Origin of the sequence: Aeromonas sp. Y293-4 (assembly GCF_027705905.1) — a bacterium.
Lineage (GTDB): Bacteria > Pseudomonadota > Gammaproteobacteria > Enterobacterales > Aeromonadaceae > Aeromonas > Aeromonas veronii.
This window is the reverse complement of record NZ_JAPDCI010000003.1, coordinates 374773-389306: the sequence shown is the minus strand read 5'-3', so window position 1 is coordinate 389306 and position 14534 is coordinate 374773. Positions and strand designations below refer to the sequence as shown.

The following is a 14534-nucleotide window of genomic DNA, read 5'->3' as shown; positions in this document are numbered from 1 at the left end:
TTTCATGTAGAACCTCCTGCGTTCAAGATACGAGAAAATTCTACTTATGAGCACCTCAGTTTTTCGGGGGGATTACCCTTATCCATGAAGTCTTTCATTACTAACTCCTTTTACAAAACAAAAAACCACCGATTAACCCCACTAAAACACGATGGTCATTTATAAAATATCAGATTTTATTTTCACCTTTTCCCTGCTGATACTGTTTTTTGATTTTTATAAAATATTTTATGTACTCGGAATTAGGTTTTGCATCTGTGATCTCAGTTAATAACTTATCAATGGTCGAAATCCCCGACGCCGTTTTTATTAAGCGTTTTGTTTCTCCACAATCACGCTTAAACTTTTCATAAGTAATCTTTCTATACTCATCAGTTTTTTCTTCGCCAAAAATATCACCAACCCCGGCAAAAAGTATTCCTATATGCACTACAACTTCTTCACTTAGATAGAACTCATTATCGTCAAGGAATTGCATTAGTTTTAGACCACAATGGAAAGCTACATCATTCTTTTCACTTAATGAAATTTCATTATCTTCATAAAGATGAAAAATCACTCCATATGAAAGAGTGAATTCATTCATTAGGCTTTCATATATTGCAAGTCTTTTCTCAAAGATAGGTCCTGAAAAGCTCTCAAGCCTTGATTTCCGTCTAAAGTATTCTGTAATCAACGCACCGATTAAAACACCGACCAAACCTATTAATGCACTATCCACAACCCCTCCAAACTAGCTGAAATACGAATAAACCAAGCCTAGCCATAAATACAAAATAATTAACAAAGCAAAAGACATGTAAATTTATAATAAATAAACATAAGTTACTACCATAGATTAATGAGTCTGCCTAACCAAATGTTTCTCCCAACAACGTGGAACAAAACTTGCTGTATCCCTTCCCTTAGATCCCGGCAACCGGTCGCGAGGGGCCCATGACACCGACCTTTATCAAAAGCAATGCTGCCGCCCAGCTCACCATGGCCGTCGAGGTGATGGATGAACAGGGCACAATGAACACCCGCCAAATCGCCTGTGAGCGGCCACTGACGGTCTACCTCAACTGGAAGGAGATAGTAACCCTGATGACGCTGGGGGCCCGCCCCGAGGCGCTGGTGCTGGGTTATCTGAAAAATCAGGGCTTTATCGAGGATATTGCAGCCATCGAGTCGGTGATTGTCGACTGGGAGAGCGAGGCCGCCGCCGTGGTAAGCAGTCAGCAGGCCGCCGATCTCGACAAGGCGCTGGAGAAGAAGACGGTTACCTCAGGCTGCGGTCAGGGCACCATGTATGGCAGCGTGATGAAGAAGCTCGAAGGGGTGGTCTTGGTGGCGCCTGAGCTTAAACAGAGCACCCTCTACGCCCTGCTCAAGGCGCTGTCGGCCCATAACGAAACTTACAAGATGGCGGGAGCCGTGCATGGCTGCGCCATCTGTCGCGGCAGCGAAATCCTCTCCTTTGTCGAGGATGTGGGGCGCCACAATGCGGTGGATACTCTGGCGGGCGAGTTCTGGATGCGTGGCGAGGCTGGCTACGACAAGATCTTCTACACCACCGGGCGGCTCACCTCGGAGATGGTGATCAAGGTGGCGCAGATGGGTATTCCGGTGCTGCTGTCGCGCTCCGGCGTCACCCAGATGGGGCTGGATCTCGCCCGCCAGCTCGGCATCACCATGATTGCCCGCGCCAAGGGGCGCCATTTCGAGGTATTCAGCGGCCACGACCATATCGTGCTGGACGAGAAGCCGCCGGTGCTGGCGCCCGGTTCGGCTGGTCGCGGGATGCGGGATTAAACCATGAACGAGTTTATGAATGTGAAGCAGGTGGCCGAGTACCTCGATCTCAACGAGAAGAAGGTCTACCAGCTCGCCAACGAGGCGCGCATCCCCGCCACCAAGGCGACCGGCAAGTGGCTGTTTCCGCGATCCCTGCTCGATCGCTGGCTGCTCGGCAGCTGCCACGAGGGGGTGATGAACGACCGGCTGCTGCTGGCAGGCTCGGACGATGTGCTGCTGCACTACGCCAGCAGCCGTTTGGCCCGGCAGCTCGGCACCCAGGCTCTGGTGGGCTACACCCCGTGCGGCACCCGGCAGGGGCTGGCGATGCTGGCACGCGGCCATGTGGATCTCTGCGCCATCCACTGGGGGCAGGCCGAGGAGGCCCACCTGCGCCATCCCGCGCTGGTGCAGCAGTATCAGGGCCACCGGCAATGGGTGATCGTTCATGGATTTCGGCGGGTGCAGGGGCTGGTGCTGCGGCAGGGGCTGCAACCCAAGGAGGCGAAAGAGGCGCTCGACTGGCGCTGGGCCATGCGTCAGGAGGGGGCTGGCAGCCAGCGCGCCCTGCAGGAGTGGCTGCAAACTCAAGGGGAGTCGCTGACCCGGCTGGAGCGCACCCTCGAGGTCAACAGCGAGCGGGAGCTGGCTGCCGCCATCAGTCGCGGCGATGCCGATGTCGGGCCCGGCGCCCAGAGCACCGCCACCGAGTTTGGCCTCGGCTTTATGCCGCTGTCGCAGGAGTGCTTCGATCTGGTGATGCCGCAGGGGGTCTTTTTTCGTACCCTGCTGCAACAGCTGATCGGCTGGCTGCAATCCCCCGAGGGGCGCGAGCTGGCGGCCCGCCTCGGCGGCTATGACCTGAGCCAGAGCGGCAAGCTGGTGTGGAGCCCGCAGTAAATAACCACTCACCCACCGACAAAACAGCCCGTCAACCATGTTGACGGGCTGTTTTTATCACGGGCCTTTTTATAACAGCATCAATCGCTTGTCTCACGCCCCTCGGCATTGAGGGCGATGCGCCACCCTTCCAGTTTCGCGGGCTCGCTGCCGCTGGGCAGCAGGGCGTGGCTGCGCAGCCGCACGGTAAAGCAGCTCCCCTGCCCTGGGGTGGAGTCCACCAAGAGCTCCCCACCCCAGCGACTGATGATGCGGTGGCTCAGGGCCAGCCCCAACCCGGTGCCGGTAGCGCGGGTGGTGAAGAAGGGGTCGAAGATCTTGTCGATAATGGCCGCCTCGATGCCGCTGCCGTTATCGATCACCCGCACTTCTGCCCCGCGCAACTGACCGAGTTCATCGACCCAGTCGCGGCTCTCGACCCGGATCTCCCCCTGCTCTCCCAGCGCGTGGCTGGCATTGACCAGGAGGTTGATCAGCACCTGCAACAGCTGCTGGCGATCCGCCTCGATGGGCTGCTGGGCCCTGAGATCGGCCACCAGATCCACCTGCTGCTGACGCAGGGCGGAGCGCACCAGCGTCAGGCTCTCCTCGATGATGGGATTGAGGTGCTGCCACACCGGCGCGGTCTCGTAATCGCCAGGGCGAGAGTATTGCAGCAAGCTGCGGGTGATGGCACGAATGCGCTCAATCTGGGCCAGCACCAGCGCCAGCTCCTCGCTGACCGGCTCGGCCGCCTCCCCCAGCTCCAGCTTCATCAGCTCCACATTGCCGAGGATCACCGCCAGAGGGTTGTTGATCTCGTGGGCCACCCCGGCGGAGAGCTCGCCAAGAGCCGCCAGCTTCTCGCTGATCAGCAACTGCTGGCGCGCCTCGGTCAGCATATGAATATGATCTTCCAGCTCGGCAGTCTTCTGCTCGAGGCTTTGGGTACGCTCGGCCACCTTCTGCTCCAGCTCATCGGCGCTGCGGGCCATCTGCTGCTGGTGCGCCTCCTGCCTGTCCAGCATGGCGTCGAACTGGCGACCGAGCTGGGCCAGCTCGTGGTCGGGGTCGAGGGCCAGCGGGCCGATTCGAGCGGACTCCCCGGCCTGCACCTGCCGCACCACCTTGTGCATCCGCTCGATGGGGGAGAAGAGATCCCGCGCGCCGCGATAGACCAGCAGGCCGGAGAGCAACAACAGCAGCACCACGCCCGAGCCCAGCTCCACCAGATTGGTGAGGTAGGTGCGGATAATGGGCCACTCGAGAAAGCCCACATAGAGCATGCCGATCCGCTCGCCCCTGGCTCCCAACAGCGGCTCGTAGCCCGAGACATACCAGGCGTCGTGGACGAAGGCGCGGTCAACCCACATCTCCCCCCGCCCCAGCACCTGCTCGCGCACTGGCGGCGAGACCCGGGTGCCCACCGCCCGACCCACCTGACGGCTACTGCTGACCGGTACGTTGGTGCTCACCCGCAGATCGTCGAGAAACAGGGTGACAGTTCCGACGCTGCCATCCGGCAGGGTGTTTTTGGCAAACACCTGACCCTTGAGCTCATCCACCAGCCGGGTGCTGCCGTTGACAAGCTCGCCCCCCTCCAGCACGGCCCAAAGGGAGCCGTCGCGGCCCATCACCGGCGTCAGCGAGAGGCTGATCAGCCCCCTGCCCTCCACCACCCTTGTGCCATCCCGCTGCCACAACACAGCCCGCTTGGCCAGTTGCGGGGAGAGGGCGAGCATCTCCTGCTGCGACCAGACCACGAAGTGACTGACGCTGCGTCCGGCACTCAGGGTCGTCAGCTCCTGCGCCGTCAGAGCCTGAAGCTCGGCGCCGCTACGCAAGCGCAGAAAATCGAGACCATAATTGGCCGCCAGCGGCATCACCCAGTCATGCAGCTGATCCGGCGATTCCCGCAGCCGCAGCTGAAAGGCCCAGGCATCGCGCAGATGCTCGAGATGCTCGGTCTGGCGCTGCTGCTGCACCGTTATGGCGTGGTGGGCCACCCCGAGATCGCTGCGCACCGTGGTGAGCAGGTTCTGCCAGCTGTAGGTGAGAGTCCAGTAGAGGGTGAGCGCGATCATGCCCACCAGGGTGAGCATGATGGGCACCGAAGTAAGCAGCAGCAGGCGCCAGCGCACCTTGGTGCGCACGCAACGGGGCAACAGGGCGCGCATGCAGCGGGAGAGCAGGGTCAGTTTCATCGCCACCCCATCCAGTCAGCCTTCCTCATTCGATGGCCCACTCCTTGAATTTGCGATCCAGCGTCTTGCGCGCCACCCCGAGCACCCGGGAGGCGGCCGACTTGTTGCCATCATGGCTCGCCACCACTTGCAGGATGTGGGCCTTCTCCACCTCTGCCAGCGGCCACGCCAGCGGATAACCCTCCTCGCTCGCCCCCTGCTCGGCGGGCTTGCTGCTCTGCCAGTAATCCGCCGGAGGCTTGCCCAGCAGCAGGCAGCGTTCGATGAGGTTGCGCAGCTCCCGCACGTTGCCGGGCCAGGGGTAGGCCTGCATCGCCACCACATCCTCGTGGGTCCAGCTCAAGGAGCCCATCCCCATCTCGGCGGTGAGCTGGCGGGTAAAGTGGTGCACCAGCGCGGGGATATCGTCGATCCGCTCCCGCAACGGGGCGACCGGCAGCGCCACCACGTTGAGGCGATAGAAGAGATCTTCGCGAAAGCGGCCCGCCTCCACCTCGGCCTTGAGGTTGCGGTTGGTGGCGGCGACGATGCGCACATCCACCGCCAATTCGCGCTCGGCCCCCACCGGGCGGATGGCCTTCTGCTCCAGCGCCCGCAGCAACGAGGCCTGCATGGCGAGCGGCATCTCGCCGATCTCGTCGAGAAACAGGGTGCCCTGATGGGCGACCCGGAACAGGCCGTCACGCCCCTTGCGGGCGCCGGTAAAGGCCCCCTGTACATGGCCGAACAGCTCGCTTTCCAGCAGCTCCGGGGCGATGGAGGCGCAGTTGAGGGGCACAAAGGCCCCCATCCGGCCGGAAAGTTGATGCAGGGCGCGGGCCACCAGCTCCTTACCGGTGCCGGACTCCCCCTCCACCAGTACGGCGGCGTTGGAAGGGGCTACTCTGGCGATGAGCGTCTTGAGCTCGCGGGTCTTGGCACTGTCGCCAATCAGGGTGGGCGGGAACAGCTTGCTCACCTCCCGGCGCAGCAGCAGGTTCTCCCGCTCCATCTGACGGCGCTCGATGACTCTGTCCACCGCCTGCACCATCTGATCGAGGTTGAAGGGCTTGAGGATAAAGTCGCTGGCGCCGAGGCGCAGCGCCTTGAGGGCGGTCTCCATATCGCCAAAACCGGTCATGAAGATGATGTCGCTGCGACGGGTGGCGGGGTCGATGGCCTCGTGCCACTCGATGCCGGAGCGCCCCGGCAGCCGGATGTCGGCGATGATAAGGTCGAAGTGAAGGCGGCAGCGCAGGGCTTCCGCCTCCTCCACGCTGGCGGCAGTCTCAATCTGGGCAAAACGCTTGGCCAGCGCCTTGGCCAGAAAGCTGCGCATGCCGGGCTCATCGTCAACGATAAGCAGGGAGAGGGCAGACCAGCGGCTGGGAGGGAGTGTCATGGAAAAAAGTACCTCGGATGCACGTACGGTCGGTGAATGTCCCGATAACCGGAACCTTAGTGGGACATTTTGTCCTTACCGTATCAAAAGCACCAACACCAATTATTAAAAGCGATAACAAGCTCACCTAATTGATTCTAATAAGCTTCTGTTTTTAAACGGCAAACCGTGAATGCACCGGCAAAGGAACAGTTTGGCACCCTGCTTGCTTACTCTTGCCCTCTCCTCAGCCACCCTGAAAAAAGTTGCATCACGATGACGATAAAAACCAGCCTCAAACGTTTTGCCCTCTCCCTCGCCACCAGCCTGCTGATCGCCGGTGCGGCCCACGCCGAAGCGGATACTAATGCCACAAAAGCGCCGATCCGCCTCGCCACCACCACCAGCACCGAGCAGTCCGGTCTGCTGGGCTGGCTGCTGCCCCAGTTCACCAAGGAGACTGGTTATCCGGTGCAGGTAATGGCGGCCGGTACCGGCCAGAGCCTGAAGATGGGCGAGAACGGCGACGCGGATCTGGTGATGACCCACGCCCCCTCTGCCGAGAAGAAGTTTGTCGACGCAGGCTTTGGCATCGAGCCAGTGCACCTGATGTACAACGACTTCGTTATCGTCGGCCCGGCCAAAGATCCGGCGGGTCTCGGCAAACTGCACGACGCAGCCAAGGGGCTGCAAGCCATCAAGGAGCAGGGCCAGACCTTTATCTCCCGCGGTGACGAGTCCGGTACCCACATCAAGGAGAAGACCCTGTGGCAAGCCGCTGACGTCAAACCCGAGTTTGCCGGTTACAAATCCATCGGCCAGGGGATGGGCCCGACCCTGACCATGGCCTCGGAGCTCGGTGCCTACACCCTGACCGACCGCGGCACCTGGCTCGCCTACCAGAGCAAGCTGGATCTCGCCGTGCTGCTGGAGGGTGACAAGCGCCTGTTCAACCCCTATCAGGTGATCCTGGTCAACCCCAAGCGCTACCCGGATCTCAACACCGAAGGGGCCCGCACCCTGAAAAACTGGCTGGTCTCCGAGCATGGCCAGAAGCTGATCGGCGACTTCAAGGTGGCGGGTCAAGCGCTGTTTGTAGCGGATGCCAACGGGAAATAATGCCAACCCTGACCCCTGCGATGAGGTTGATGGCCCTCCCCCGGTTCGCTGAGGGAGGCGCCTGATGCCGACCTTGATCGAAACGACCGTATTGACGGCCCTCGCCCTGCACGATGAGAGAGAGGTCTGATGCCGACATTGATCGACACGACATTAGCGGCCCTCGCCCTGCTGTTCAGTGGTGACACCGAACTGTGGCAGGTGGTGGGGGTCTCCTTCTCCGTCTCCTGCATCGCCCTGCTGCTGGTGCTGCTGCCCGCCTTGCTGCTGGGCTTTGCCCTGGCCTATCTGCCGCTGCCCGGCCGCTGGCTCTGGCTCTCCTGCATCAATACCCTGCAATCGGTGCCGACCGTGGTGATTGGCCTCTTGCTCTACATGCTGCTGTCGCGGGCCGGCCCTTTTGGCGACTGGAAGCTGCTCTTTACCCAGCAGGCGATGGTGGTGGGGCAGATGCTGATCGCCTTTCCGGTGATCGCCACCATGGCTCACGCTGCATTTGTCCAGAGCGATCGGCGCGCCTGGGAGACCGCCCTGACCCTGGGGGTCTCCTGGCCCAAGGCGCTGATCGGCCTGATGCACGAGTGCCGCTTTGGCCTGCTGGCCGCCATCATCGGCGCCTTCAGCCGCATCGTCACCGAGGTGGGCTGCTCCATGATGGTGGGGGGCAATATCCTGCACTTTACCCGCAATATCCCCACCGCCATCGCGCTGGAGACCCAGAAAGGGGCCTTCACCCAGGGGGTGGCACTCGGCATAGTGCTGCTCACCCTCGCCCTCTTGCTCAACCTGTTGCTGACGGCCTGTCGAGGCCACAGCTATCTGAAGAACTGACCATGCCCCCACTGTGTATCAACAGGAGTACCCCATGGCCCTGACCGCCCACCAGCTGACGATGCGCTTTGGCGAGCGCCAGCTGTTCGAGATTGACCGGCTCGCCATCGCACCGGGGGATGCCATCTGGCTGCACGGAGCCAACGGGGTGGGCAAGACCACTCTGCTCAAAATCCTGGCGGGGCTGCTGGCCCCCACCCGCGGCCACACCAATCTGCCGGGGCGCTGGCAACAGCGGCTCAACCGGCTGCTCAAGCGGAATCTAGGGCCGGGCCGGGTCACCTATCTGCACCAGACCCCCTATCTGTTCGATCGCACGGTGCACGACAACGTGGCCTGGGCGCTGGATAAACAGCTCGGCAGCGAGATCCGCGTGTTCGAGGCGCTGCGCCGGGTCGAGCTGGAAGGGCTGGCGCGGGAGCACATCAGCATTCTCTCGGGTGGCGAACGGCAACGGCTGGCGATGGCCCGTGCCTGGGCGCTGCAACCGGCCTTTCTGCTGATGGATGAGCCCACCGCCAATCTGGACACACATTCGGTTGCCCTGATGGCCGCATTGGCGCAAGATCTGCGGGAACATGGCAGCGGCCTGGTCGTCATCAGCCACCAGAGCAACGCCCTGACCGACCTGTGCGAGCGGCAATGGACCCTCGCCCGTGGCCAGCTGCAAGAGACGACCCCTTTAAAAATCATCGAGCGACATGACTTCAAAAAGCGACAGCCACTCTGATCCCGTTGCCGTATCAGCAGTGATCCTGGCAGGAGGCCGCGCCACCCGGATGGGGGGCGAAGACAAGGGATGGGTAGCACTGGCGGGACGCCCTCTTATCGACCATGTTTTGGCGCGCCTGCGCCCCCAGGTGGATGAGGTACTGATCAACGCCAACCGCAGTCAGGCCCGCTATCAGGCGCTGGCTCCGGTCATCAGCGATGACAACAACGACTATCTCGGCCCGCTGGCGGGCATGCAGGCTGGTCTTGCTGCCGCCCGTCACGACTGGGTGCTGTTCGTTCCCTGCGATGGCCCCGCCCTGCCGCTGGATCTGATGAGCCGCTTTCGCGCCGCCTTGACCCCGGATACCGAGCTGGTGGTAGCCCACGATGGCGACTGGCTGCAACCCGTGGTGGCCCTGCTGCACAAATCCCTGCTCCCCTCCCTCACCGCCGCGCTGGCAGAGGGAGAGCGCAAAATCGATATCTGGTTTGCCCGCCACAATATGGCGGTGGTGAGCTTTGCCGATCAGTCGGATGCCTTTATCAATCTCAACAGCCCTGCCGAGCTGGCCGCCTACGAGGCCCGTCTGCTTGCCCCGGCTATCGACCCCCAACAAGGAGTCACCTCATGACCCCGGCCCCCACTCTTCCCCTGCTCGGCTTCGCCGCCTGGAGCGGCACCGGCAAGACCACCTTGCTGGAGCAGTTGATCCCCCTGCTGGTGGATCGCGGCCTGCGCATCGGGGTGCTCAAGCACGCCCACCACGACTTTGATATCGACCAACCGGGCAAAGACAGCTATCGCCTGCGCAAGGCGGGTGCCCAGCAGATGATGGTCGCCTCCCGTCGTCGTCATGCTCGCATTACTGAAACAACGCACGGCGAGACCGAACTGGCCGAAGCCGACTTTCGCCAGCTGCTGGCCAGCTTCGATCAGACAGAGCTCGATCTGCTCTTGGTCGAGGGGTTCAAGCACGAACACTTCCCGAAAATCGAGCTGCACCGCGCCGAGATTGGCAAGCCGCTGCTCTTCCCCGAAGACAGCGACATCATCGCGCTGGCCAGCGATCAGCCCCAACAGAGTGGCGAACAACAGCAGACAAGCCTGCCCCGACTCGATATCAACGATCTGGCGGCCATTGCCGACTTCGTCTGCCGCTGGCTTGACGGCTGCCAGAGCAAGGAGCCGGAGGCGGGCAAGGGCTTTCTCTCGGTCGAGGCGGCCCGCAACGCCATTCTGGCGGCCCTCACCCCGAGCACTGCCTGCAGCGACAAACCGCTGGCCCAATGCCACGGCGCCGTGCTGGCCGCCGATCTGATAAGCCCCATCAATGTGCCGCCCCACGCCAACTCGGCGATGGATGGCATTGGCCTTCGCAGCGACGATCTCGCCGCCGGTCGCTGGCAACTGGTGGGGGAAGTGCTGGCGGGCCAGCAGCGCCACGAGCCTGTGCTGGCCGGTCAGGCGGTGCAGATCATGACCGGTGCCCCGCTGCCCCCCGGGGTCGATACCGTGGTGATGCGGGAAGAGACGCAGATTGAAGGTGAGTGGGTCACCGTCACCGCACCGATCCGCGCAGGGCAGAATGTGCGCCTCGCCGGGGAAGATCTCGCCAAAGGTGCGGTCTCCATCCCGGCCGGTACCTGGCTGGGTGCCCCCCAGCTGGGGCTGGCAGCATCACTCGGTCAAGCCAGTCTCACTGTGCGCACCCCGCTGAAAGTGGCGCTGTTCAGTACCGGTGACGAGGTGCAAGCGCCGGGCGAGCAGCTCGCCCCCGGCCACATCTTCGACAGCAACCGCTTCACCCTGATGGCCCTTATCCGCGCCGCCGGTTGCGAGGTGATGGACCTTGGCATCATTCCCGATGACAAGACCATTCTGCGCCAGCAGCTGGAGCAGGCCGCCGCCAGCGCCGATCTGGTGCTGAGCTCGGGCGGGGTCTCGGTAGGCAATGCCGACTTTATCAAGCTGGTGCTGGCGGAGCTCGGCCAGATCGATTTCTGGCGCATCCAGATGCGGCCGGGCCGCCCGCTCGCCTTTGGCAAGCTGGGGCATACCCCCTTCTTCGGCCTGCCGGGTAATCCGGTGGCGGCGATGATCTGCGTGCTGCAGTTTGTCGAGCCTGCCATCGCCCGCTTGCAAGGCAAGCGGTGGCAGCCGCTGCGCCTCTCGGCGCTGGCGGACGAGAAGATGAAGAGCCGCCCGGGGCGCACCGAGTTTCTGCGCGGCATCTTCCATCAGGACCGTAACGGCCAGCTGCGGGTGCGCACCACTGGGCCACAGGGCTCGGGTATTCTCAGCTCCATGGCCGATGCCAACTGCCTGATCGAAATCGTACCGGATCAACCCGGGATCGCCGTTGGCGAGCGGGTCTGGATCCACCCCCTGCAGGGACGACTGGCCTAAATCCCGACGGGGCGTCGGCCGGATGCACGGCGCCCCGTCCCCCACCTGACAGGAGGCAGACCGTGCGTCTTGATGCCCCCCTCTCCCGACTCGATCTGCTGGTCTATGGCCGCTACCGGATCGTCCATGGCCTGCGCATTGCGCTCGCCTTTATGCTCACCTTTCTGCTGACCCGCGAGCTGAAACTGCCGGAGAGCACCTGGCCGCTGATAACCTTGGTGGTGGTGATGGGCCCCATCTCGTTTTGGGGCAATGTGCTCTCCCGTGCCCTGCAGCGGGTGGTGGGCACCATCTTCGGCGCCAGTTGCGGGGTGGTGGCGCTTTATCTCGAGATCTACTCGCTACCGCTTACCCTGATCTGGTGCGGGTGCATCATGTTCCTCTGCGGCTATCTGGCCCTCGGCAAGCGCCCCTATGTGGGGCTGCTGATCGGCATCACCCTGGGGGTCACCATGGGGGCCATGCCGGGGGATATCGAGACGGCGCTGTGGCGCAGTGCCGACGTGATACTGGGCTCCCTGCTGGCGCTGCTCTTTTGCAGCATCTATCCCCAACGGGCCTACAGCCACTGGCGGCTGCAACTGCACCAGATCCTGCAGCAGTCGGGGCGGCTCTATCACACTCACCTCTCCCCCAATGTGCTGGAGCGCCCGCGCCTCAAGCACAATCTCTCCCAACTGCTGGCCCAGACCGGCAAACTGCGGGCCCTGCTGGCCCCGGCGGCCAAGGAGACCCGCCACAGCGTCGCCCTGTTTGATGCGGTGCAGGTCACCATGCGCAACACCCTCTGCACTCTGGAGATGCTGGCCAACACCTACTGGAACGATCGGGAGAGCCACTTCCTGATGCAGAGCACGGCTGCGCTGCAAGCCTGCCATCTGGCCACCGAAGAGGCGATCAACCAGCTTGCCCTGATGATGCAAACCGGCGATGGTCGCGGCGCAGATGCCGCCATCGCCCGCCTGCACGAGGTGGCGACCCAGGTATCGCTGCCGCCCAACGCAGAGGCAGCCATCAATGGCTACCTCTGGCTCAACGTCCAGCTGACCGAGCAGCTGACTCACCTGCGCCGCCTGCTGGGGCTGATCCTCACCCCGCCCCATCGCAAGCAGCCCGACTAGGCCCAATGCAAAACGCCCCGCTGTTGCGGGGCGTTTTGCTGTCTGACTGGCCGTTTAGGCCATGAAGGCAGCAAATCTTAACTGGCATTGGTCAGCGGCTGCTCGGTGGTGAGGTAGAGGGAGAAATCCTGAATACCCTCCTGCAGGGCGGCAAAACAGTCGGGGTCTATTGCTGTGCCCAGATTCTCCGCCATCATCTCCAACGCCTGCGGCACAGGGATGGCGCCGCGATAGGGGCGCTTGGCGGTGATGGCATCGAAGATGTCGGCTGTGGTGATGATGCGCGTCTCAAGGGTAATCTCGTCCCCTTTCAGCCCCTTGGGGTAGCCCTTGCCATCGAGCCGCTCATGGTGGGCGCCCGCCACTTGTGCCAGCTCCTCGAAGGCGCCGATACGGCTCAGGATCTCCTCGGTATAGGCGGCATGCATCTGCACCGCCGCCCACTCCTGCGCATCGAGTTTGCCCGGCTTGTCGAGAATGGCATTGCTCACCCCGAGCTTGCCCACATCATGGAGCAAGGCGCCCCGCTTGAGCCAGCGTCGACGCGGCTCGGACAACCCCATCTGGGTGGCAAGAATGTCGGTATAGAGCGCCACCCTGCCGCTGTGACCCGCGGTGTAGGGACTTTTGGAGTCCACCACCTGCCCGAAGGCCGCCGCGATTTCGTCCAGATAATCCTCATCCAGCGCCACCTCCCCTTGCCCGGCAGGGTGGACCAGCACCCACTCGGTCAGTCGGGGATCGGCCAGCCCTTGCCAGAACTCTTCGTCGGCCAGCGCTTCAAATTCCCGAACCAGCGCCGGATCAAACCAGCTGCCGCTGCGCTCGCGCAGCTCCTTGAGCGCCGCATCCGGGCCTGCGGCCGCGTGAAATACATCCACCACCTGACAAAGCAGGGCAATGCGGGAGAAGAGCGGGATCGCCTCGCCAGCCAGTTGCAGGGGCCGACCTTTGCCATTCCAGTGTTCATCAAGGGAGAGGATGCCATCGGCTACCTCGTCACTGAAACGCAGCTGGCGAGCAATATCCGCCCCCCGATGACAGCGGGTCTGGATCAGTTCGTTGGCAATCTGATCACCGTTGCGAAAAATATGAAACAGGCTGCGAAAACGTCCCAGCAGATCCGCCTGCAAGCCGGTGTGGCCCAGCACAAAGTTGACTACCTCGGAGAGGGAGCCATCCACCAGTTTGAAATCGCGTTTGAAGTGAAGATCGTCGGTGAGATAGAGCTCGCAGATGCGGGCGGCATTGCTGCTGCACCCAAGATCCTTAAGCAGGAGCGTGTAGTAGAGGTCATGGCGCAGCCGGGCATCCAGTCCCAGCCGCTCCCCCAGACGGGAACCTATCCAGCAGCAGCGAATGCAGTGTCCTCTTGGTTGCCCCTCAGTCATATCGAGCGCATGACTGAGGGAACCAATCAACTCCGCCAATCGCAATCCATTCACCGTCATAGTCTACTCCCTTAGACATCATGGCGATTTTGCCAGCAGATTAGGTATACCCCATCTGAAGCTGGATCGATCTGGATTCAGTTGAATTTAGGCAGCAGCCTTGCCCTGATTCGCCCGCTCTTCCAGCTCTGCGCGGCTCAGGGTAGAGACAAAGCGGCCATCGAAGTAGATATCCATCAGCTCGCCACGCTTCTCGCCACGCATCATGCTGCGGCGGCCATCCAGATAGTGCACCTCCATCTGGGCGGTATGCTCGTCCGGGTAGCTGATCTCCACCTCGCGCACCCCTTGTGGCAGCATGGCCAGCGGCACCTTCTTGAGGGCTGGATCCAGATGCTGGTTCACCTTGAGCACCGGATTGGCTTTCATGTCCACCACAGCCGGAGATTTGCCGGTGATAGGGTTCTTGCCAGACCAGAACTCGATGGTATTGAAGACGAACAGGTCAGCGGTCGCGGCCAAACCGTAGACAGGGGAGAGCAGCATAAAGACCCCGGCACGAGCGTAGCGGTTATCCACCACGCTCAGGTTGCCCTTGGTGACCATGCCGGAAAGCCCCATCTGCCCCATACAGCCGCTCAGCCCCATGCTCGCGACCATAACCAGCAGGGCCATTGCCCGCCCCTTCTGTTGTAATGCCATCGTGTTCTGTTCCTGCTCTGAAATGAATGA

At 61.9% G+C, this 14534-nt stretch carries 13 protein-coding genes; 8 read left to right on the top strand and 5 right to left on the bottom strand.

Annotated elements, in window-relative coordinates:
* Positions 1-169: 169 nt before the first annotated feature.
* Positions 170-721, bottom strand: a complete 552-nt coding sequence (locus OKC31_RS05740; RefSeq protein ID WP_156129250.1) for a hypothetical protein — start codon at positions 719-721, stop codon at positions 170-172.
* 215 nt (positions 722-936) lie between these two features.
* Between OKC31_RS05740 and OKC31_RS05735 the strand changes: the two genes are divergently transcribed.
* Positions 937-1794, top strand: a complete 858-nt coding sequence (locus OKC31_RS05735) for a formate dehydrogenase accessory sulfurtransferase FdhD (protein WP_270656468.1) — start codon at positions 937-939, stop codon at positions 1792-1794.
* 15 nt (positions 1795-1809) lie between these two features.
* Positions 1810-2676: a helix-turn-helix transcriptional regulator gene (locus OKC31_RS05730; RefSeq protein WP_081849330.1), complete on the top strand. Its 867-nt coding sequence runs from the start codon at positions 1810-1812 to the stop codon at positions 2674-2676.
* Positions 2677-2756: 80 nt separating this feature from the next.
* On the opposite strand, the gene OKC31_RS05725 is transcribed toward OKC31_RS05730, so the two are convergent.
* Together OKC31_RS05725 and OKC31_RS05720 are read right to left on the bottom strand one after the other, a co-directional pair.
* On the bottom strand, positions 2757-4859 hold the full coding sequence (locus tag OKC31_RS05725; protein WP_270656467.1) for a sensor histidine kinase: 2103 nt from the start codon (positions 4857-4859) through the stop codon (positions 2757-2759).
* 25 nt (positions 4860-4884) lie between these two features.
* On the bottom strand, positions 4885-6240 hold the full coding sequence (locus OKC31_RS05720; protein ID WP_058055711.1) for a sigma-54-dependent transcriptional regulator: 1356 nt from the start codon (positions 6238-6240) through the stop codon (positions 4885-4887).
* 255 nt (positions 6241-6495) lie between these two features.
* On the opposite strand from OKC31_RS05720, the gene OKC31_RS05715 reads away from it, so the two are divergent.
* From OKC31_RS05715 to OKC31_RS05690, 6 genes are all read left to right on the top strand, one after another.
* A complete protein-coding gene (locus OKC31_RS05715) occupies positions 6496-7338 on the top strand; it encodes a substrate-binding domain-containing protein (RefSeq protein WP_164536320.1) in 843 nt (280 codons plus the stop codon).
* A 129-nt stretch (positions 7339-7467) separates the two neighbouring features.
* Positions 7468-8169 carry an ABC transporter permease gene (locus OKC31_RS05710; protein WP_019446238.1) on the top strand — a complete coding sequence of 234 codons (702 nt, stop codon included), beginning with the start codon at positions 7468-7470 and terminating at the stop codon, positions 8167-8169.
* Positions 8170-8203: 34 nt separating this feature from the next.
* On the top strand, positions 8204-8899 hold the full coding sequence (locus OKC31_RS05705; RefSeq protein WP_123172581.1) for an energy-coupling factor ABC transporter ATP-binding protein: 696 nt from the start codon (positions 8204-8206) through the stop codon (positions 8897-8899).
* A complete protein-coding gene (mobA, locus tag OKC31_RS05700; RefSeq protein WP_123172580.1) occupies positions 8871-9515 on the top strand; it encodes a molybdenum cofactor guanylyltransferase MobA in 645 nt (214 codons plus the stop codon). Before OKC31_RS05705 ends, mobA begins: the two co-directional genes overlap by 29 nt.
* Positions 9512-11290, top strand: coding sequence for a bifunctional molybdopterin-guanine dinucleotide biosynthesis adaptor protein MobB/molybdopterin molybdotransferase MoeA (locus OKC31_RS05695; protein ID WP_270656465.1), 1779 nt, complete (start codon positions 9512-9514; stop codon positions 11288-11290). The genes mobA and OKC31_RS05695 overlap by 4 nt, the downstream gene beginning before the upstream one ends.
* Before the next feature lie 62 nt (positions 11291-11352).
* Positions 11353-12411 carry an FUSC family protein gene (locus OKC31_RS05690; protein ID WP_042054492.1) on the top strand — a complete coding sequence of 353 codons (1059 nt, stop codon included), beginning with the start codon at positions 11353-11355 and terminating at the stop codon, positions 12409-12411.
* Between the two features lie 77 nt (positions 12412-12488).
* Here OKC31_RS05690 and OKC31_RS05685 read toward each other — a convergent pair whose 3' ends face one another.
* Together OKC31_RS05685 and OKC31_RS05680 are read right to left on the bottom strand one after the other, a co-directional pair.
* Positions 12489-13862, bottom strand: a complete 1374-nt coding sequence (locus tag OKC31_RS05685; protein ID WP_123172578.1) for an HD-GYP domain-containing protein — start codon at positions 13860-13862, stop codon at positions 12489-12491.
* 87 nt (positions 13863-13949) lie between these two features.
* Positions 13950-14504, bottom strand: a complete 555-nt coding sequence (locus OKC31_RS05680; RefSeq protein WP_164461691.1) for a DUF3332 domain-containing protein — start codon at positions 14502-14504, stop codon at positions 13950-13952.
* Positions 14505-14534: the final 30 nt, after the last annotated feature.